The organism is Marinobacterium lutimaris, assembly GCF_900108065.1.
GTDB classification, from domain to species: domain Bacteria; phylum Pseudomonadota; class Gammaproteobacteria; order Pseudomonadales; family Balneatricaceae; genus Marinobacterium_D; species Marinobacterium_D lutimaris.
The window spans coordinates 198,264-217,210 of the sequence record NZ_FNVQ01000006.1; the positions used below are offsets into that span (position 1 = coordinate 198,264).

At 62.0% G+C, this 18,947-nt stretch carries 17 protein-coding genes; 8 read left to right on the top strand and 9 right to left on the bottom strand.

The window, feature by feature from the left end; genetic code table 11:
• Positions 1 to 48: 48 nt before the first annotated feature.
• The 9 genes from C4S72_RS22380 to C4S72_RS22420 all read right to left on the bottom strand — a co-directional run bounded on the left by C4S72_RS22380 (position 49) and on the right by C4S72_RS22420 (position 12,254).
• Positions 49 to 3,216 carry a TonB-dependent receptor gene (locus tag C4S72_RS22380; RefSeq protein WP_104005420.1) on the bottom strand — a complete coding sequence of 1,056 codons (3,168 nt, stop codon included), beginning with the start codon at positions 3,214 to 3,216 and terminating at the stop codon, positions 49 to 51.
• A 250-nt stretch (positions 3,217 to 3,466) separates the two neighbouring features.
• Positions 3,467 to 4,405, bottom strand: a complete 939-nt coding sequence (locus C4S72_RS22385; RefSeq protein WP_160115575.1) for a FecR family protein — start codon at positions 4,403 to 4,405, stop codon at positions 3,467 to 3,469.
• Positions 4,402 to 4,926: a sigma-70 family RNA polymerase sigma factor gene (locus C4S72_RS22390; RefSeq protein ID WP_200826868.1), complete on the bottom strand. Its 525-nt coding sequence runs from the start codon at positions 4,924 to 4,926 to the stop codon at positions 4,402 to 4,404. Before C4S72_RS22390 ends, C4S72_RS22385 begins: the two co-directional genes overlap by 4 nt.
• Positions 4,927 to 5,133: 207 nt before the next feature.
• Positions 5,134 to 5,952, bottom strand: coding sequence for a DUF3325 domain-containing protein (locus tag C4S72_RS22395; protein ID WP_104005423.1), 819 nt, complete (start codon positions 5,950 to 5,952; stop codon positions 5,134 to 5,136).
• A complete protein-coding gene (locus tag C4S72_RS22400) occupies positions 5,949 to 6,281 on the bottom strand; it encodes a hypothetical protein (protein ID WP_200826869.1) in 333 nt (110 codons plus the stop codon). The genes C4S72_RS22395 and C4S72_RS22400 overlap by 4 nt, the downstream gene beginning before the upstream one ends.
• Positions 6,281 to 7,912: a PepSY-associated TM helix domain-containing protein gene (locus C4S72_RS22405; protein WP_104005424.1), complete on the bottom strand. Its 1,632-nt coding sequence runs from the start codon at positions 7,910 to 7,912 to the stop codon at positions 6,281 to 6,283. Before C4S72_RS22405 ends, C4S72_RS22400 begins: the two co-directional genes overlap by 1 nt.
• A gap of 252 nt (positions 7,913 to 8,164) precedes the next feature.
• Positions 8,165 to 10,606, bottom strand: a complete 2,442-nt coding sequence (locus C4S72_RS22410) for a TonB-dependent siderophore receptor (protein WP_104005425.1) — start codon at positions 10,604 to 10,606, stop codon at positions 8,165 to 8,167.
• 107 nt (positions 10,607 to 10,713) lie between these two features.
• Positions 10,714 to 11,721 carry a FecR domain-containing protein gene (locus tag C4S72_RS22415; protein WP_104005426.1) on the bottom strand — a complete coding sequence of 336 codons (1,008 nt, stop codon included), beginning with the start codon at positions 11,719 to 11,721 and terminating at the stop codon, positions 10,714 to 10,716.
• Positions 11,721 to 12,254: a sigma-70 family RNA polymerase sigma factor gene (locus C4S72_RS22420; RefSeq protein ID WP_104005467.1), complete on the bottom strand. Its 534-nt coding sequence runs from the start codon at positions 12,252 to 12,254 to the stop codon at positions 11,721 to 11,723. Before C4S72_RS22420 ends, C4S72_RS22415 begins: the two co-directional genes overlap by 1 nt.
• A 282-nt stretch (positions 12,255 to 12,536) precedes the next feature.
• On the opposite strand from C4S72_RS22420, the gene C4S72_RS22425 reads away from it, so the two are divergent.
• The 8 genes from C4S72_RS22425 (at position 12,537) to C4S72_RS22460 (ending at position 18,884) form a co-directional block, all read left to right on the top strand.
• Positions 12,537 to 12,938: a hypothetical protein gene (locus C4S72_RS22425; RefSeq protein WP_200826870.1), complete on the top strand. Its 402-nt coding sequence runs from the start codon at positions 12,537 to 12,539 to the stop codon at positions 12,936 to 12,938.
• Positions 12,938 to 13,573 carry a DUF6162 family protein gene (locus C4S72_RS22430; protein ID WP_104005427.1) on the top strand — a complete coding sequence of 212 codons (636 nt, stop codon included), beginning with the start codon at positions 12,938 to 12,940 and terminating at the stop codon, positions 13,571 to 13,573. The genes C4S72_RS22425 and C4S72_RS22430 overlap by 1 nt, the downstream gene beginning before the upstream one ends.
• 101 nt (positions 13,574 to 13,674) lie before the next feature.
• Positions 13,675 to 14,544 carry a metal ABC transporter solute-binding protein, Zn/Mn family gene (locus C4S72_RS22435; protein ID WP_235009240.1) on the top strand — a complete coding sequence of 290 codons (870 nt, stop codon included), beginning with the start codon at positions 13,675 to 13,677 and terminating at the stop codon, positions 14,542 to 14,544.
• Positions 14,541 to 15,347, top strand: a complete 807-nt coding sequence (locus C4S72_RS22440; protein ID WP_200826871.1) for a metal ABC transporter ATP-binding protein — start codon at positions 14,541 to 14,543, stop codon at positions 15,345 to 15,347. The genes C4S72_RS22435 and C4S72_RS22440 overlap by 4 nt, the downstream gene beginning before the upstream one ends.
• Positions 15,340 to 16,245 carry a metal ABC transporter permease gene (locus C4S72_RS22445; protein ID WP_104005429.1) on the top strand — a complete coding sequence of 302 codons (906 nt, stop codon included), beginning with the start codon at positions 15,340 to 15,342 and terminating at the stop codon, positions 16,243 to 16,245. Before C4S72_RS22440 ends, C4S72_RS22445 begins: the two co-directional genes overlap by 8 nt.
• Complete coding sequence (locus C4S72_RS22450; protein WP_104005430.1) at positions 16,242 to 17,207, top strand: metal ABC transporter solute-binding protein, Zn/Mn family; 966 nt, start codon at positions 16,242 to 16,244, stop codon at positions 17,205 to 17,207. The genes C4S72_RS22445 and C4S72_RS22450 overlap by 4 nt, the downstream gene beginning before the upstream one ends.
• A gap of 90 nt (positions 17,208 to 17,297) precedes the next feature.
• Positions 17,298 to 17,837: a sigma-70 family RNA polymerase sigma factor gene (locus C4S72_RS22455; protein WP_104005431.1), complete on the top strand. Its 540-nt coding sequence runs from the start codon at positions 17,298 to 17,300 to the stop codon at positions 17,835 to 17,837.
• Positions 17,838 to 17,912: 75 nt separating this feature from the next.
• Positions 17,913 to 18,884 carry a FecR domain-containing protein gene (locus tag C4S72_RS22460; protein WP_104005432.1) on the top strand — a complete coding sequence of 324 codons (972 nt, stop codon included), beginning with the start codon at positions 17,913 to 17,915 and terminating at the stop codon, positions 18,882 to 18,884.
• Positions 18,885 to 18,947 lie beyond the last annotated feature (63 nt).

An 18,947-nucleotide genomic window follows, 5' to 3' on the forward strand; every position in this document is an offset into this window, starting at 1 on the left:
GCTCGTTGCGGGCGCCGTGGCCGAGGCCCGCTCCCTGTTGAGCGGTCGTCAGAAACGGCCGGTCAAACTCAGTTTGATATTGCGTCCCGGGGCGGCCATGGCGGAGCGGGTCGCCGGGTCGACGTAGTACTGGTCGGTCAGGTTGGTGCCGGTCAGCTCTATATCCAGGTGTTTGTTCAGGTTAAAGCGGGCGTAGGCATCGAGAATCAGCGTTTCGCCCCAGCTGAACGGGATATTGTAGAAATAGACATAGCCTTGTTGGTCGGAGGCCAAAACAGCATGGTCGGTGTACCACTCCAGGTCTTCGTTCTCGTACCCCTTGTAGTAGGTGGCGCGCCCACCCAGCTCCAGGCGTCGGTCCAGGAAGCGTCCGCCCAGCTCCCAGTTGGCGGAGAACTCCGGCGTGGCCTGGGCCAGCAGGTAACCGTTGGGGAAGCCGTAGTCAAAGCAGCGCGGCACCAGGTCGTTATTACCCCACCAGTTCATGTTGCCTGATGCCGATGCGGCGCTGTCCTCGTCGCAGACCTGGTTTTCCAGGTTGTAGTTAAGCCCCAGGCTGGTAAAGAAGCGGCCGTTGTCGTAGCGGCCGCTCAGCTCGATACCGCGGATCAGCTGCTTGTCGATATTGTTGAACCGGAAGCGGTCGTCCCGCTCGATCACGTCGCGGGTCAGGTTGTGGTAGTAGGCCAGCTTGATATCGGCGTACTCGGCGCTGGGCAGCCACTGGGTCAGGTCGTGCACATAGGCCAGCTCCCAGTTGTAGGCGTGTTCCGGCTCCACCCCCCAGGGGGTGAGCGAGGCGGAAAACGCCATGGTGCTCTCGAACATGCTGGGAAAGCGCAGGGTCTCGCTGTATTTCAGGTAGGCACGGCTGTAGTCGTTAAAGCGGTAGCTGACACCCCAGTGAGGCACCCAGCCGTGGTCCTTGCGCTTCTTGTCTTCGGCGGTCACGATTTCGCTTACTGCTTGGGTTTCGCAAGAGACCACATGCTCGCCGCTGACCTGGCCGTTGAGGCAGGGGTTACCGGCGTAGCTGTAGTTGCCGTCGGAATCGGGCTCCCAGGTGCCACCGTCGCTGGTGACCGTTCGTGAGGTTTCGATAGTTTCGGCGACTCTAGCCGCCTCCTGGTCGAACTGCTCCTGCGTAATCCAGCCCAGGTCTAGCATTTGTTGGAGGCCGGTAAGGCCTCTATCGATCGCGCTTTGAATCTCCTCCTGACTGAGCGGAATCTCCTCCCGGTAGGTCACATTGGAGTATTTACTGTATATCGAATTAAATTCGCCCGGGTTGTTGGCGATCAGATCATCGCGGGCCCAGTAGCCGGAGAAGGTCAGGCCGCCATTGAGGCGCAGCCTATCCGTGGGGCGCCAGGCGAAGTCGAAGTTGGTCTGCCACTCTTCGCGCCGGCCGGCGCGGGGCAGCATGCGCCAGTTGTCGTTGGCGTCGGGGTTATAGCGGTCATCGGAGCCCAGATCCTCATGCTGGAAGCGTCCGCCCAGGGTCAGGTCCAGGCTGTCGCTGAGCGTGATCTTGTTGCTGACCGTAACGCCGTCGCGGGTATGCTGGGCGTTAATCAGTGCGGTATTTCTCAGCAGCGGGTCGCCGTCATACTCAAAACTGGTGTAGTTGGGGTAGCCACCGGCACTGTAAGTGTCGCTGACGGTGTCGGTGCGCCAGAGGTTCAGGTGAAAGTCGAGCCAGTCGTTATCCTGGGGTTTGTAGCGGTACTCCAGGTTATACGCCTTGGCGTCCACCTTGCTCTCCGGCCACTGGATGGCGCCCTTGTCTTCTGAACGACTGATCCGCGAGGGCATGATCTCGCCGTAGTGGCTGGTGCTGTCGCGGTAGTTGAAGCTTAGCTCTTCATCATCGGCAATATGCCAGGTGGTCTTGAACAGCCAGGACTCCATGGTGCTGGAGGTATTCGCGACCTCATCGCCCGGTTTCCAGTACCGCGCCAGGTTGACGATGTAGTCCTTGTCTTCGGTTCGCTCGGGGTTGTCGTAGTAATCGGCGTTGTTGCGCCCGGAAAAGTAGTTGCCGCGTTCGCGGTAGGCGTAGGCGGCGAGTACGTCGAACTGCTCTCCCTTGCGGGCGGCGGCAAAGCGGTAGGCGTAATCCTCACCGTTAAGAGGGTTGGCATCGCGGGAGGACTTGGACTCCGGGTCGATCACCAGTGTCTGGTCATTGTAAGGGTTTGCCATTTCCCCCCATTCCTGCGGGTAGCCCTCCACGGTGCGATAATCCTCGCCGGTGTGCAGACTCGGCAGCCGCGGTGAGGTGGCGTTGCCGCTGCCCTCTACCATCAGCTCCACGCCAAACTCTTCGCCCTCCCGAATAATGTCGTCCGGCTGCAGGGTGGTTACCGTCATGGCGCCGCCGACGCCGCTTTTTACGTCGCGTTCGTTGACGGCGCCCTGGTAGATGGTCATGCCGCCGATCAGGCTGGGGTCGATGTAGTTACGGTTGGTGGCGCCGTTGTAGCCGCGGGAGACGGTGATCGCCTGTTCGGTACCGTCGATGGTGACCGGCACCCGGCCAGGGCCCTGGATACCGCGGATGTTCAGATCGATGGCGCCGCTGTTGCGTGCCTCGCCACTGAAGACGCCGGGCACGCCCTGCAACAGATCTGAGGGGTTGGTGCCCTTGTAACGCTCGATTTCAACCTTGCCGAGGTAGCTGGTGGAGGTGTCCTTGTCATAAACATCGTTATGGCCCTGTACGTCGCGGCTGAAGCCGTTGGCGCCATAGTCGGTGATATTGATGGTGGAGAGGTTGGCGGCGTCTTCGCTGAGCTGGGCGGTGACCATGTAGCTGCCATCAGCCTGGCGCTGGGCGATCAGCGCGGTACCGGCAAGCAGCTGGTTAAGGCCGCTGTCGATGCTGTAGTGCCCCAGCAGTGCGCTGCTTCTCAGCCCCTGGGTGGTGCTGGCGTCAAAGTAGATTTCGATGCCGGTTTGCAGGGCAAAGCGGTTCAGCGCTTCATCCAGCGCCCCCGCCGGGATGTCGATCTCGCGCTGCTGCACCGAAACAGGCTGGCTTGCGGCTTCGTCGGCGGCGAAAGCCGGGGCCGCCAGGCTCAGGGTGGCCAGGTGCACCGCGAGGATCAGCGGCTTGATCGCCGGCCGACGAGGCGCAATGGCCGGAACCGCCCGGCGGGTTGAAGACGGCGTCACAACGGTTTGTGGGTGAGAAGCTCTGTTTACCGACTGCATAGGAAGCCCTTATTTCTTCGTCGCTGTTATCAGGTCTATACCCTTCACACCGAACGAGCCGATAAGAACCGTAATCTAAATGATAATTATTTTTAAATGGGCGCTGGTTAGCGAATGAAACAGAGCGGAACAGATAGCGAAAGAGAGAGTTAAGCGGGTGCCGACGCTGTTATTGCGGCTGTCGCAGAAGGGGTAGGTAGCGTTACGTCTGTGAGCTCAGAGACCCCAGCCCACACCACCTGCAGGGGCGTCAGGCGTGGGAAACGTTGACCAGAAAAGGGGTCAGGTAGGTGATGCTGACCGGCAAAATACGGCTTAGCTGATCCAGGGCGCGGTCGGTATCCCGAACCGAGAAAACGCCACTGACCTTGAGCTGGTTCAGCGCCGGGTCTACTCGCAATATGCCGCTGCGATAGCGCGCCAGTTCATGGATAAACCGGTCTACCGGCATCTGCTCGGCCACCAGCCGGCCCTCTGTCCAGGCGCTGGTGTCGGCGCTGGCGGCAACGGGGGCAGTAATGCTGGTGCCGATCAGCCGGGTGCTCTGCCCCGGGGACAGCGCCAGGCTGCTGCCGGCCGCGGAAATCAGCCGGGCGGAGCCTTGATAAAGCTCGATTCGGGTCTGCTGTTCGCTACGGTAAAGATCAAGCCGCGCCGGCCCCGCGGTTTCCAGGGAGCCCTCGGCGGTGAGAATCCGGAACGGGGTCTGCGCCTGGTTTGCCACCAGCATGATCTGCCCCTGTTGCAGCCGGATCAGGCGTTGCCGGGCATCGATATCGAGATCCAGTTCGGTGGCGGTGTTGATATTCAGCTCGCTGCCGTCGCTGAGGAAGAGGTGGCGGATCTCGCCGGTGGCGGTGGCCAGGTGGTTATCGCCTGCCGAACGCGGCAGGTGACCGGTTCCGTCCAGGCCGAGTACACCGGCACCGAGCCCGAGCCCCGCCAGGCTGAGAAACTTGCGTCGTGACAGCCGGCGGCTGCGGCCCAGCACCCGTGCCCCGGCACCTGCCGGCAGGCCGTCAAACCTTGACTGCGCCTGCTGCAGGCACTGCCAGGCGCGTTCATTCTCGGCGCTGGCCTGGCGCCATCGCAGGCAGGCCTGCTCGTCGGCGTCGGTGGCATCTTCCGACCAGAGTCGCGCCATCCAGTCGGCGGCCTGGGCGATCTGATCCCGGGAAAGGCGGCTCATGGTTCCTCCCTCAGGCTGGCAGTGAGGCATACCTGCAGCGCCCGGGCGACATACTTCTCCACCGATGAGACGGAAACACCCAGCTGTTCAGAGATCTCCCGGTAACTCAGGCCATCGACCCGGCGCAGCAGAAAGGCGCGACGCGCCTTGTCGGGCAGGCTGTGCAGCAGGGTATCGGCTTCAATCAGCGCATCGATCAGCTGCAGCTGATCTTCCGGTGACTGCACGAACTCCTCGGGCCTCAGCGCCAGTTCCTCGAGATAGGCCTGTTCGATCCGCTTGCGGCGGAAATGATCCACCACCAGCCCCTTGGCGATGCGGGTCAGATAGGGGCGGGCGTAGTCGGAATCGGGCAGCCTGCCGCTGACCAGCAGGCGCAGATAGGTATCCTGCAGCAGATCCGCCGCCTGCTGGGAGCAGCCGAGGCGTTTGCGCAGGAAGCTCGACAGCCAGCCCTGGTGCTCCCGGTAGAGGTGCTCCAGCTGCTGTTCCTGGCGGAGGGTCAATGTTGAAGAACTCATTGCATCCATGCGAGAAGTCAAATGATAATGGTTATTATTACATTCTGTGGCTCTCGACATTGGCTTGTCAATGCATCGCTGCAAACTGGTAACAGTTTTTAATCAAGTTTAATGCTGGCTGGACGCCGGCTGGAAAACGCCAGCACCCGGCGATTGGCCGGGTGGGCGTTGGCTGAAGGGATAGGGGACGGGCGGGGCAAACAGGCGCTACATATTTTTGATATAAGCAGCCATTTCAGGTGAGATGCGTTCCATATCCAGCTTTTTCTGCACGATTTCACCGGTTTTTGTTTCCACCGTCAGCCACAGGCCATCGTCCAGCTTGGCCGAGGGGGGGATCATGATATCCACCTCTTTCTCCGGGCCCCGACGGCCGAGGAAGACGTTACCGGCGGCCCTCAGTGAGCGCGGTTTGCGGATCTTCAGGTAGGCGTTGCGGATCTCCGAGTCACATTCCGCGCAGAAGCGAATAACGAACTTTTTCATCGGCACATCGATGATATCGGTGCGCGGCGGTTCCTGGTAACGCTGCGCCAGGGAGAAACTCCAGGGTCCGATACTGTCGTGCAGCGCGTCCGCCCGCAGCAGTGGCCGGGTCGGCGTATCGAGCATCTGAACGGCGAACGCCGCCACCGGAACCAGCAGCAGGATGCCTGCTATCAGGGCTTTCACTGGACTGCGCTTGTCCGCGCCGGCGGACTGGGATTCTCTGGCGGGTGCTTTAACGGCCGGGTGCGGCTCTCGCCTTGGCAGTGCCTCTCGTCTTGGCAGATAAAACGCCAGCAGCAGGCCGGCGACCATCAGCCAGGCGACCCAGGTAACGGCGCCCACATCGGCGCGCCACTGCCAGGCGCAGAAAGCGAACGCCAATAGCAGGGTGATCCAGCCGCCGCTGCGCACCAGCCGACTGGCTTTGCTGGACAGCGCGCGTCCAAACAGCTGGCGTTGGTGGTTCGGCATCGATGCGGCCAGCAGGGTAAAGGCGAGAATAACCAACAATGCGGTGATCAGATGGCCCCAGCTCATGCGATACCTCCCAGCAGCCAGATCAGGCCGACGCAGAGCAAGGTAGAGATCAGCAGACCGGCGCAGACATTTCGCAGGCGCTTAACACTGAAGATCCAGATAACCACGGCGACATAGACCAGAAAGCTCAGCATGGTCGATGCTGCCAGCGCCTGGGCCTTGGGCAGCGGCCATACCAGTGCCAGCAGTATCAGAATGGCAGAGGTCAGAATGTAGCCGCCCACCAGGGCCAGCAGTACCCGGGCGGTAACCGCCAGCCGGTAACGGATACCACTGCTTGCAGTAGTGCGCGCAGTGGAAGAGCGTTGAGGGATTGAGCTCGTCGGCATCAGTGCGCCTCCCTGGCAGCTGCTGCCACCCGCGGTTGCTGTTCGACGGCGGTTGCCTTCTGCGGGCTTGGCAGCCAGCGCTTGCGTACCTTGATGCCCATGTAGGCAAACAGGGCGCCGAGACCTAAGAAGGTCAGGTCGACACCGGCCAGGGCCCAGTCGCCCCGGGCCAGGGTGTTACCCAGGTGAATGTCGGTGGTGAGCAGGTTCAGCAGCGGCAGCAGCGCGAAGGCGGCGCTGGCGAAAAACAGCAGCTCGACCCAGGCGCGACGGGTATCGCGCAGCAGACCGTAGAGCAAGGCCTCGCCAAAGATCAGGAACAGGCAGTGAACCTCCCAGGCGCTGCGATCCGCCATATCCAGCGGCAGCAGACGGTTGGCCCAGAAGTAGCCGGCAACCCCGGCGGGCAGGCCGACGATGGTGGCCAGGTTCAGCGCTTCCACCAGGCGATGACCCAGGTTGCTGTCGCCTTGATTGCGCTTGCGCCGCTTTACGCTCCACAACACCATGCCGGTGCCGATCATGGCGCAGCCGAGCAGGCCGGAGAAGAAGTAGAGCCAGCGCAGCCAGGGGCCGGCGAAGATCCCTTCATGCAGGGCGCGCAGGGTTTCGTTGGTGAGCATGGTGGCGTTCAGGGGGGGATCGCTCGGCAGCGGCGAGCCATCGGCGGCATCGAAGCGCAGGATCTGGCGCTCGTAACGCACCTTGTCACCGGCCACGCGTTCGATATCCACGTGCTGGGGCTGGCCCTGCAGATGCTCGACACGGATAGAGGCGACCTGGCCTTCACCCCAGCGCTCTTCCGCGGTGCTGAGCATGGTTTCGATATTGGCGGCGGGGCGGGTGACCGCCAGGTAGACATCGCCCTCGCGCTCGGTCAGCTCATCGAAGAAGGCACGGGCGGCGGGACGGTCGGTGCCGTAGAGAGTGGCGATGCCGGCCGGCATGTACTGGGCGGCAAAGAACACCAGGCCGCTGTAGGTGATCATCAGAAAGAACGGCAGCGCCATGACGCCACAGAGGTTGTGCGCGTCGAGCCAGCTGCGCCGGTTCTTGTTGGGCCTGAAGGTGAAGAAGTCCTTGAAGATCTTTTTGTGGATCACCACCCCGGTGATCAGCGCCAGCAGCATCAGCAGGGTGCAGAGCCCGACCAGGCGGATCCCCACCGGGTAGGGCATGTAGCTGAGTGCGTAGTGCATGCTGTAGAGCTGCAAACCGCCGCCGGTCTGGCGCACCTCCACCGGCGGCAGCGGCGCGGCGGTTTCGGTGCTGAGGGTTTCCCGGCCGCGCAGGCCAAACGCCTGGCCGCGCTTGGGCAGGTCCTGCCAGCCCAGGGTGAAGTCGTGCCAGCCGCGCGGCGTCAGCGAGGCGTGGGGCAGGGTGACCACCCAGTTCTGCGCCTCGGGCGCCACCTTTTGCAGCCGGTCCAGGGCGGTGTTTATCAGCTGTTCGCGGTCGCCGCTGAGGCTCTGCTGCACCGGCAGCGGGCGTTCCGGCTCCATCCAGCGGGTGATCTCGTCATCGAAATAGCCGGAGGTGCCGGTCACGAAGACGAAAAAGAGGATCCAGCCAGCGATTAGGCCGGTCCAGGTGTGTAGCCAGGCCATGCTCTGTCGAAAGCTCTCTTTCATGATCTGAATGACCGCCCTGGTTAAGTGATGAGTCTGAATATGAGTTTGAATATGAGCCTGAAACAGACGCAGACCAGCCGCCCGTGGACAGGCCCGGGCGGCTGGTCTGGATCTTTTTATCAGTCCTGGGGAGATCGTTGAGCGGCCATAGCCGGCCAAAGATTCCGCTGTTCTCTATCTATGACGAACGAGAGGGACAAAAGGGGAAAGCCCGGCGGCAATTTTTTATCCCCTTGTGCTTATGCGTGCCGATTAGAAGTCGATCTGGGCTCCCAGCTTGATGGTGCGCGGGGTGCCCTGGGCGATATAGCCGCTGCCGGCGGAGGTGAGCCAGTAATCTTCATCGGTCAGGTTGTCGATATTCAGGCGCAGGGTCAGCGGCAGGTTACTGACCGAGCCCTCGTAACGGGCGCCCAGGTCATAGAGGGTGACCGAACCTACGTAAATGTCGTTGTTGGCATCCAGCGGTCGCTTGCCGGTGTACTGGGCACCGCCGGTGATGACGAACGGGGAGTTCTTGACGTCATATTCGCCGTAGAGACGGAACTGCTTACGCGCCACGCCCTGCACATGCTTGCCCTTGAGGCTGGCGTCGCTGACCTTTTCATTGCGTGGGTCCAGCCACATGGCGCTGGCCGCCAGCATCCACTGGCTGCCGAGGCGCGCCTTGCCGGACAGCTCAACGCCTTCGTACAGTGCTTCGCCATCCTGGCTGTAGACGTTATTGCTGTCGGTGTAGCCCTGGCCGCGATTGAGCTGAAAAACCGCCAGGTTGGCGGACCAGCGCTCGCGATCCAGCTTCAGCCCCAGCTCGCGCTGTTCGCTGATCATCGGCTCGAACACCTCGCCGGCGTTGGCGGCGGTGTTCGGTGCGGTATTGCCCTGCACAAAGGCTTCCACGTAGCTGGCGTAGAGCGACAGCCCATCGATGGGGCGGTATACCGCGGCCAGGGTCGGGGTGGTGGCGCTTTCATCGTAGTCGCCGTATTCATCCTCCAGCTGGCCGTGGCGCAGGCCCAGAATCAGGTCCAGGTTCTCGCCCAGGTGGGCCACATCGGAGGCGAAGAGTTCGCGGCGTTTCACCCGCGAGTACTCGGTGGCATCCGCATCGGAGCGGTGCACGGCGCTGCCGATCTCGTCGAACATGGTCGGGTTGGCGAGGTTGCCGGGGCCGTACATGCCGTCGCTGCCGATGCCGCGGCTGTTGGAGGAGACGGTCTCCAGCAGAGAGGTGCCAAGGGTGACCTCATGGTCGATAAAGCCGGTCTGCAGCTTACCCGCCAGCTTGATCTGTGCCTGGTCGCTCTCGAACTTGTTGACGTAGTTGTAGACGTAGGCGGAGTAGTCGCCATCGGCATTGGTAAACAGGTAGGGCGAGTAGAGCAGGCGGTAGTTGTTGGAGTAGCGGTAGGCCAGGTCCAGATCCCAGTCGTCGTTGATCTGCCAGTTAACGCGGGTGCCGACGATCTCGTGGCGCGAGCCATAGTAGGACCAGTCCGGGAACAGCGCCTTGCTGCCATCGATCGGCTTGAGCGGCTCGGCGATGGTGAAGTCGCCGATCATGCCGCTGGCGTTGGGAACGATGCCGCCTGCGGCGGCGGTGCGCTCGCTGTGCGCGGTGAGGGCGTCGAACTCCCAGGTGACCGCCGGCGTAATGCGCCAGTCCAGCGCGATAGAGGCGGAGGAGCGCTCGGCGCTGCCGTTATCCAGGTAGCTGTCGCCATCTTCACCCACCAGGTTGATGCGGTAGCCGAAGCGGTCGTCGCTGCCAAAGCGTCCGCCCAGATCGGTATGTACCAGCAACAGACCTGTATCCATCAGCTGGGTGCTGACGCTGCGCACCGGCTCGTCGGTGGGGCGTTTGAGGCGGTAGCTGATGATGCCGCCGGGTTCACCGAAACCATACAGGAAGCCGCTGGCGCCCTTGAGGATCTCGACCTGCTCCATGTGCTCCAGCGGCAGATCCTTGGCGCGACTGCGCAGGTTGAGGCCATCGAGCTTCTGCCCGGTATCGAAGTCCGGCGCTATGCCGCGGATCATAAAGGCGTTGTTCTCGGCGCCCAGGTCACCGGCGGAGAGGCCCACGGAGGCGTCCGTCTTGGTGATATCGGCCAGGGAGCGTGCCTGCAGGTTGTCCATCTGCTCACGGGAGTAGACCTCGATACTGTACGGGGTGTTCTGCAGGCTGAGGTTGCCCAGGCTGCCGATGGAAGCGGCTTCGACGCGGTAGGCGTTGGCGGCGGAGCCGGCCAGGGCGTCGGTATCGACAAACAGGGTTGGCAGGGTGGTTGCGGCGCTGTTGGCGCTCTGGCGGATCAGCGTCACCGTGCGATCGTCACTGAAGCGGTAGCTGATGCCGGTGCCCTGCAGCAGCAGGCTGAGGCCTTCGCGCACCGAGTAGCTGCCGTTCAGGCCGCTGCTGTTCAGGTTGGCAGTGAGTTCGCCATTACCGGTCAGGTACAGCCCCGCCTGCTCCGAGAAGCGGTTAAGAGCGCTGGATAACTTACCGGCCGGTACGTTGAAGGCGATCTGTTCGATGGCGGCTTGAGCGGTCAGCGGCATGACCACCGAGCTGGTGGCGGCAAGGGCGATCCCTTTTATGGCCAGGTGCATCGCCAGCACAAGCGGGGCTTTGCGTGGACGGATTTTGTTCGAGCGGATAGCACCGGCGTTGGTATGAAATGATTGCAGCATGACTACTCCTGAGCTGTCACCGTTAGGTTTCTGGCAGATTTTGAAATCTGCTTTACAGCCTTAAACGGACAGCCGCCGGAAAGGGGAAGGCGTTCGGTAAAAAATCGTCAGTGAGTGTTTGCTTCGAGCCTAACCCACCAGGGCATGCGTCTGTTGATGCGCAGCGGCAGGCTGTCCGCCAGCATGGCCAGGGCGTGATCCGGGTTGTCCGCCGGGAAGGAGCCGACCACGCGCAGATCGGCGATGGCTGGATCCAGGCCCAAGTGGCCGTGACGATAGCGGCGCAGCTCCTCCACCAGCCGTGACAGCGGTATGTTGTCCGCCAGGATCAGGCCCGAGGCCCAGGCACGGTGAGCGGGGTTGGCTGCCTCGGGAGGGTCGATCTGCTGCGCTGAAAAGCGAGTCTGCTGGCCGGCATCGATGCGCTGCCGCTCGCCTTGCTCGGTAGTGATCTCAACCGCGCCTTCAAACACCGCCACATAGGTTTCATCCTCATTGCGGCGCACGCTGAAGCGGGTGCCCAGCGCCCGCAACTGGCCCTGCTCGGTGGTGATCAGGAAAGGACGGTTCAGGGTGTCGTGGTAGCCGGTCTGTACCTGGAGTTCGCCGCGCTGCAGATGGATCCTGCGAACCTCGGCCTGATAGTCGATCTTCAGAGCGCTGTCGGTATTGATCCAGAGAGTGCCGCCGTCGGTTAGCGCGAGTTTGCGGATCTCGCCGATGCCGCTGCTTTCATCGCTGTTGATCCGGGCGTAAAGCCGCTCGCTGTAGTCGGAGAGCGGCGAGTAGCGCCAGGCCAGCAGGGCGCCAAAAACCGCCAGCCCGGAGCCCAGTACCCGACGCCGGCTGCTGCTCTTGGAGCGAGAGGCACCGAGAATGCGGCGGGATTCTTCACTGCTGGTCTGCTCGGCAACCTGATGGAAGCGCTTACTAACCTGCTCTACATACTGCCATGCGATGCGGTGCTGAGGGCTGCTATCGAACCATTGCTGCCAGGCCTGACGATCGCCGTTGCTGCACTGGTCATCACTGAGCAGCGCGAACCACTCGGCCGCCTCCTCCAGGGTTTGATGATCGGGCTTGGCGGTGCTGGGCGAGGGGGAATGTGCCGGCATCAGCAGAGCGCCGCATCGTTAAAGTTGGCTTCGATCAGTACGCATTCGAGCATGGCACGCGCCATGTAGGATTTGACGCTGCGTTCGGATACGCCCAGATGCATGGCGATCTGGCGGTAGGTCAGCCCCTCAAGTTGGGACATCAGGAACGCCTGGCCCACCCGCTCCGGCAGGCGCTGCAGCATTGCATCGATCTCACAGAAGGTTTCCACGATCACCGCGTGCTCTTCCGGCGAGATATCGGTGGCTTCCGGGCGTGCGGACAGCACATCGAGCCAGGCCTGTTCCACCGCCTGACGACGCCACATGTCGGTACAGAGATTTTCCGCCACCACCTTGAGATAGCTGCGCGCCTGCCCCGGCGTCTGCAGATCCCGGGGTTTGCGCAGCAGGCGGATAAAGGTGTCGTGGGCCAGATCCGCCGCCAGCTCGCTACAGCTGACGCGGCGGCTTAGCCAGGCGTGCAGCCAGCCGTGGTGGCTGCGATAGATCTGCTCCTGAGCGCTTCTCTGTTCGGTGGTGAGTGTTGTCATGATCGGTCTGGTCGCCTGGGGCGAGTTATTATTGTTTAAAGATACGAAATGATAACCATTATCATAATCGTTATCAAATGATTGCGCTTTACGTAACACCATGATTCTTGAAGAATTTTTTGATCGGCCGAAATTTTCTTCGGATCGTATTTCCCTTTTTGCCTGCTTCGTTCGTCTTTAGAGGTAACAGCCTGTTGCGGAGTCTGCGGATATGTTCCGTCGATAACGGCCAGGGATTGCACACAGATCAACCGGCGAGATCCGGTGAAGCGAGGAGGCGTAATGCAGCTGACAGTTCAGGGACCGGGGAACCGGAGGGCGCAGAAAAACGGAATGGGTAGACGGGGGCTGTCCCGGATTTACCAGCTGGGGCTTCTCAAACTGGCTGTCGGAAGTATCGCGCTGCTGGCGGCGTCCCAGGCCAGTGCGCATTACCCGTTTTGCAGCTGTGAGCTTAACGAGGGCGAAATTCACTGTACCGGCGGTTTTTCCGATGGCAGCAGCGCCAGCGGTGTGACCGTGGATATGATCTCCTACGACGAGGAGATTCTGGCCAACGCGGAGTTCGACGGCGATTCTCGCATCCGCTTTGAACGCCCGGATGGGGAATTTTATATCCTGCTCGATGCGGGCCCCGGGCATGTGGTTGAGGTGGACTGGCACGACGTTGAAGGCCTGATGTAATGGCCTCGGTTGTTGTCCGCCCTGCCGGAGCCCGGCAGGAGACCGCCTGGCTGCTGTTGCTCTGTGCGCTGATTCTGCTGGTATCTGCGGCGATCGTCGCCTGGCGGGTGGTGCCGGATGAGAGTCGCCAGATCGAAATCTGGCAGCTCGATGCCCGCGTCGATCTCAACGCGGCGGAGCAGGGCGTGAATGCCGACCTTCAGGCCGCGGCCGATGAGATTCTCTGGGCGCTGGAAGAGGGCAGTACGCCGACGCCGGAGCAGCTGGCTGCCGACTGGATTCCGCCGTTTATCGAGGATGTGGCCAGTGCCGAGCGCGGCGGTCACCATTGGCAGTTGCACAGCCTTGGCGATGAGTTGGCCTATATCGGTTTGAGCGAACAGACCGCTACCGCCGGTCACTTTCTGCTGCGTGTTGAGGCACCCGACGCTGGGCACAGCCATGAAGGTGAGGCGCCGACGAGCGTCTGGATCAAGCGTGATGGATCGGCTGCCGCGTCAGAGCGGCTGGCACTGAACAATATGGAACTGAGCAATCTAGAGCTGAGCAATAACGCGTTGATCGCCGCGGGTTGGCAGCAGGTGGTCAGCCACTTCGACGCCAGCGTGACCCGTGGCACGGGAGGTGGCTCATGAAGGCGCTTGTTTCTAAACCTCTCCGTTTTAACCCCCTCCGTTTTAAACCCCTGCGCTGCGCTCTGGCGGCGCTGCTCAGCTGCTTTAGTCTGGCTCTTTCCGTGAGCAGCGCCCAGGCCGATCCCCTGCGTATTGGTGTCACCCTGCACCCCTACTACAGCTATGTAGCGAATATCGTCGGCGATAAAGCCGAGGTTGTGCCGCTGATTCCTCAGGGTTTTAACCCCCATGCCTATGAACCCCGCGCCGAAGAGATCAAGCGGGTCGGCAGTCTGGATGTGGTGGTGCTTAACGGCATCGGCCATGACGATTTCGCCGAGCGGATGATCGCGGCATCGGAGAACCCCTCGCTGCCGGTGATCGAAGCGAACCGCAATGTGCCGCTACTACCGGCGGTGGGCAGCATGTCCCAGGGACGCAACGGCAGCGGCAAGGTGGTCAATGCGCACACCTTTCTGGCGGTGACCGGCGCGATCCGCCAGATCCAGACCATCGCTCGCGAGCTGGGTCAGCTCGACCCGGACAATGCCGACAGCTATCGCCGCAACGCCCGCGAATACTCGCGCAAGCTGCGCCGGATCCGTGCCGAGGCGCTGTCCCAGCTGGCCAGCATTGAAAACGTGGAGCTGCGCGTGGCCACTATCCACGGCGCCTATGACTACCTGCTGCGCGAATTCGGTCTGGAAGTGACCGCCGTGGTGGAACCCGCCCACGGCATAGAGCCAAGCCCTGCGCAGCTGGCGCGCACTATCGATGATATCCGTCGTCTCGATGTGCAGGTGATCTTCTCCGAGCTGCATTTCCCCTCCACCTATGTCGATACTATTCGTCGCGAGACCGGCGTGCGGCTCTATCCGCTCTCTCACGTGATCTCCGGTGATTACCGCGCCGAGAAGTTCGAGCAGGAGATGGCGGAAAACTTCGCCACCGTGGTGCGGGCGATCCTGGATACGCGGGAGGCCGGGCAATGAATGCGATGAACGGATGGTTCAAGCGCGGTGCTGAGCCCATCGCCGCCGCGGGGCCGCAGGTGCAGTTCGACAATGTCTCGCTGCAGTATGGCCAGACCCGCGTGCTCGATGGGATCGACCTGACCCTGAGCGCCGCCGAAGTCCACGCCCTGGTGGGCCCCAATGGCGGTGGTAAATCCTCGCTGGTGCGCTGCCTGCTGGGGCTGGCGCCGCACCGCGGCACGATAAAGCTGGCGTGGCCGGGCAGCCCGGGCCAGATCGGCTATGTGCCTCAGGCGCTGGAGTTCGATCGTTCGCTGCCGATGAGCGTGATCGACTTTCTCGCCGCGATGCAGACCCGTCGACCGGCGTTTCTGCGTCCGGCCCGGCGCCAGCGCCAGCAGATTGTCGATGCGCTGGAACGCGTCGGCCTTGGCAGCAAGGCGGAGCGGCGCATGGGCGATCTTTCCGGCGGCGAACGCCAGCGGGTGATGATGGCGCAGGGCCTGATGCCTGAGCCAAAACTGCTGATTCTGGATGAGCCGATGGCGGCGCTGGATGAGGCCGGCGTGGCTATCTTCGAGTCTCTGATCTGTGAGCTTAAGACTGAGGGCGTGACCCTGCTCTGGGTCGAGCACGATCTGGCCGCGGTGCGCCGGTTGGCCGACCGGGTTACCGGGCTGAATCGGCGCTTGCTGTTCAGTGGCGATCCCGCTGAGGAGCTGACGCCGGAACGGGTGCTGGATCTGTTCTCCAGCCATCCGACACAGCGGCCCAAGAAGATCCTGCAACGGAAAGATCAAAAGGAGATGATCAGTGACTGAGCTGTTTGAAGCCTTCCGCGTTACGGTGCAGGGCTGGGCCGAAGCGGGTTTGCTGCCCTCATCGCTAGCCTACGGTTTCGCCGTTAATGCACTGCTGGCCGGGGTGATTATCGGCCCGGTGCTGGGGTTGCTCGGCACTCTGGTGGTGGTGAAGCGCCACGCCTTTTTCTCGGAAGCGGTGGGCCACTCGGCGATGACCGGCGTGGCTATCGGCATTCTGCTGGGCGAGCCCTACAGCGGCCCCTACGGCGCCCTGTTCGGTTACTGCCTGCTGTTCGGCCTGGGGCTTAACTACCTGCGCAACCGCACCGGCCTCTCGGCGGACACCCTGATCGGCGTGTTTCTCTCCATGTCGCTGGCGTTGGGCGCGGCGGTGCTGCTGGTGCTGGCCGGGCGTATCAACGTGCATATCCTGGAAAACGTGCTGTTCGGCTCGATTCTGACTGTCTCCGGCGTCGATATCGCACTGCTGGCGGTGGTGGCGCTGCTGGTCACGGTGCCGATGCTGCTGTTCTACAACCGCTTTATGCTGGCCAGCTTCAACCCGGCGCTGGCGCAGGTGCGGCAGGTGCCGGTAAAGGCGCTGGATTATCTCTTTGTGGTGCTGGTGACGCTGGTCACCGTGGCCTCGGTGAAGGTGATCGGCGCCATTCTGGTCGGTGCGCTGCTGGTAATTCCCGCGGCGGCGGCGAAGATTCTCGCCACCAGCCTGTCCCGCTTTGTCGGTTTGAGCATGCTGTTCTCCTTGATCGCCACGCTGTGCGGCATCCTGATCCCCATGGAGATGGAGCTGCCGATCCCCTCGGGTGCGGCCATTATCCTGGTGGCCGGTTCTCTGTTTTTGTTGTCTGTGCTGGCGCGTTCACTGCTGCCGGGACTTCGTGGAGCGGTTACATGAAACGCCAATCTCTTATCTGTCTGTTGCTGGCGCTGTTCAGCCTGAATGTTTCTGCCGCAGCGCAGGATGAACCCCTGAGCGTGATGGTGGCGCATCCGGCGCTGCAGGCGATCAGCGAGCGGCTGGTGCAGCAGACCGGTATCCAGATCCTGCCGGTGCAGCCGGCAAAACTGCCGCCTTCCCGGTTACGCTCCTATCTGGGGGGCCGTGGTGAGAATCGCCTGGCAGAGGTTAGCCAGCAGGCCGATGCGGTGATTACCCTGGGATCGCTCTGGCAGCAGGACCCGATCTACCCCTTTGCGCGGCGCTTCAATATCCGTATCGCCGAGATCGATGCGACCGAGCCACTGGATCAGGCGCTGCCCGGTATAGCACGACTGCGGCATGAGGCGCCCAGCGCGCTTTATGCGACTCTGGGGCTGGAGCCGATGCCCGCCAATGGCGAGGAGTCCGCACCCTGGCTCTCTCCCACGGCGCTGGGCAGCATCGCCGATATCCTGGTGCATGATCTGGCGCGCTTCTCACCGGCCGATGCGCAGCAGCTGGAGACTAACCTGGCGGCGTTCAAGCGCGAGCTGATCAAGACCAAAAGTGAGGCGGACCTGGAGCTGGCGCTGGCCTATAACCTGACCACCCTGTCGCTGTCGCCCCATTTCGATTACCTGGCATCGGACCTGGGGCTGGATCTGCTGGCCTCGCTTTATGCCGCTCCCAATGAGTGGACCGCAGAGCGACTTGCTCAGCTGGCCGACTATATTCGCGATAACGAGGTCGCCGTGGTGCTGGTGGATCATCCGCTGGACGAACAGGGGCAGCAACGGCTTGAAGAGGCCGGGGCACGGGTTATCCAGCTGAATCAGCTGAAACCGGTTTCGCGGCAGGAGATCGCCGCGCCACTGGAGGTGATCCAGGCAAATCTGGCCAAACTGGTAGAGGCTTACATGGCGGACGCCGACAGCTGAAGATAAAACCAACTAACGATATTTGTAATAATAACGATTCGCATTTAGTATCTGTGCTCATTGGAACATCGTCATATCAAGGACGCGCCGATGAGCGGGAACCATTCAAGCAGTAACTCAGCCAGCTGTGCGGCAACGAATCTCGGCAGCATGTACGCTGAGCACAGCAGTTGGCTGCGCAGCTGGCTGTATAAAAAGCTCGGTTGCAGCAGCCAGGCGGCGGATATCGCCCAGGATGCCTTCGTGCGCCTGCTTCAGGTGCGTGAAAAAGAGGGCGCGCTACCGGAGATTCAGCAGCCGCGCGCTTACCTGACCCGGGTGGCGGGGCGGTTGGTGCATGATCACTTTCGGCGTCAGTCGCTGGAGCGAGCCTATCTGGAGGCGCTGGCGCAGATTCCGGAGGATCTGGCCTGTTCAGAACTGGACCGGCTGCTGCTGCGCGATGCGTTGGAAGAGCTGGATCGGATGCTCGACAGCCTGAAGCCTGCGGTGAAAAGCGCGTTTCTTCTGTCTCAGCTTGAGGGGCTCACCTACGCCCAGATCGGTGAGCGCCTGTCGGTGACCGAACGTTCGGTAAAGCGTTATATGGCGCAGGCGTTCGAGCACTGCCTGCTGACTATTTCGCTGTAAGCATCTCGTTATAAGTATCCGCTCATATGCACCTCCCTCTGACTACGACCCTATGAATCCGGGCTGACGATAGATATGACCGCTTCCAACCAAGAACCTGAACGTATCGCAATCAGACAGGCGGCGCGCTGGCTGACAGAGCTGCATGACGAGGGGCTGGATGCGGCCGGTGAGGCGGAACTGGATCGCTGGCGTAGCGCCTGTGCCGAAAACGAGGCCGCCTGGCAGAAGGCGCTGCATCTGCAGGCACAGTTTGAACGCGTTCCCGCGAATATCGGCCACAAAACCCTGAACCGGCGCCCGGATGCCGGCCGACGGGCACTGCTGCGTTCCCTGGCGGTGGCGGCGGTTGTGCTGCCCAGCGGTTATCTGGGCCTGACTCAGGAGCCCTGGAAAGAGTGGCTGGCGGATTACCATACCCAGGTGGGCGAGCAGCGTCGGGTGTCACTGGCCGACGGCGGCTTTGTTCTGCTCAATACGGATACCCGTATCGATCTGGCCAGCGACCGGGATAAGCAGCTGATCCGTCACTACAGTGGTGAAATTCTGGTGCAGAGCAGTGCGGAGCTGGGCAGCAATGCCAGCACGCCGCTGCGTGTGGCTACCGAACAGGGCGAGCTGGAAACCCGCAACGCCCGCTTCCTGGTCAAGCAGGAGCCGGATAAGGATCAGGCGCGGCTGGCGGTACTGGATGGCAGCGTACGGGTGCGTAGCCGCTCTGGTCGCTATCAGGAGATTAACGCCGGCAGCACGGCACGCCTGTTCGCTGGCCAGGCCTATGACCTGCGGCCAGTGGGCGAGCGGCAGCTGGATAGCTGGAGCCAGGGGGTGATTCTGGCCAGCGATATGCCGCTGAAACAGTTTCTCGCAGAGCTCAGCCGCTACCGCAACGGTTGGCTGCGCTGTGATCCGGCGGTGACGGACCTGCGCATCAGCGGGGTTTTCCAGCTGCGCGATATCGAAGTGATCCTTGATGGCCTGCCGGTTACGCTGCCGGTGCGCGTCAATCGCCGCACTGACTTTTGGGTAACCGTGGCCCCGGCTTAGATAAGAAGGAGTATTGTCCCCTTGGGGCAGCCCCATCCGTCATAGGCATAGACAGATTTAAAA

What these genes read in the sequence shown, in the direction of transcription:
- C4S72_RS22415 (WP_104005426.1), bottom strand. Translation starts at nt 11,721, where the DNA reads ATGCCGGCACATTCCCCCTCGCCCAGCACCGCCAAGCCCGATCATCAA.
- C4S72_RS22440 (WP_200826871.1), top strand. Translation starts at nt 14,541, where the DNA reads ATGAATGCGATGAACGGATGGTTCAAGCGCGGTGCTGAGCCCATCGCC.
- C4S72_RS22425 (WP_200826870.1), top strand. Translation starts at nt 12,537, where the DNA reads ATGCAGCTGACAGTTCAGGGACCGGGGAACCGGAGGGCGCAGAAAAAC.
- C4S72_RS22380 (WP_104005420.1), bottom strand. Translation starts at nt 3,216, where the DNA reads ATGCAGTCGGTAAACAGAGCTTCTCACCCACAAACCGTTGTGACGCCG.
- C4S72_RS22385 (WP_160115575.1), bottom strand. Translation starts at nt 4,405, where the DNA reads ATGAGCCGCCTTTCCCGGGATCAGATCGCCCAGGCCGCCGACTGGATG.
- C4S72_RS22405 (WP_104005424.1), bottom strand. Translation starts at nt 7,912, where the DNA reads ATGAAAGAGAGCTTTCGACAGAGCATGGCCTGGCTACACACCTGGACC.
- C4S72_RS22455 (WP_104005431.1), top strand. Translation starts at nt 17,298, where the DNA reads ATGAGCGGGAACCATTCAAGCAGTAACTCAGCCAGCTGTGCGGCAACG.
- C4S72_RS22430 (WP_104005427.1), top strand. Translation starts at nt 12,938, where the DNA reads ATGGCCTCGGTTGTTGTCCGCCCTGCCGGAGCCCGGCAGGAGACCGCC.
- C4S72_RS22390 (WP_200826868.1), bottom strand. Translation starts at nt 4,926, where the DNA reads ATGAGTTCTTCAACATTGACCCTCCGCCAGGAACAGCAGCTGGAGCAC.
- C4S72_RS22460 (WP_104005432.1), top strand. Translation starts at nt 17,913, where the DNA reads ATGACCGCTTCCAACCAAGAACCTGAACGTATCGCAATCAGACAGGCG.
- C4S72_RS22410 (WP_104005425.1), bottom strand. Translation starts at nt 10,606, where the DNA reads ATGCTGCAATCATTTCATACCAACGCCGGTGCTATCCGCTCGAACAAA.
- C4S72_RS22395 (WP_104005423.1), bottom strand. Translation starts at nt 5,952, where the DNA reads ATGAGCTGGGGCCATCTGATCACCGCATTGTTGGTTATTCTCGCCTTT.
- C4S72_RS22450 (WP_104005430.1), top strand. Translation starts at nt 16,242, where the DNA reads ATGAAACGCCAATCTCTTATCTGTCTGTTGCTGGCGCTGTTCAGCCTG.
- C4S72_RS22420 (WP_104005467.1), bottom strand. Translation starts at nt 12,254, where the DNA reads ATGACAACACTCACCACCGAACAGAGAAGCGCTCAGGAGCAGATCTAT.
- C4S72_RS22400 (WP_200826869.1), bottom strand. Translation starts at nt 6,281, where the DNA reads ATGCCGACGAGCTCAATCCCTCAACGCTCTTCCACTGCGCGCACTACT.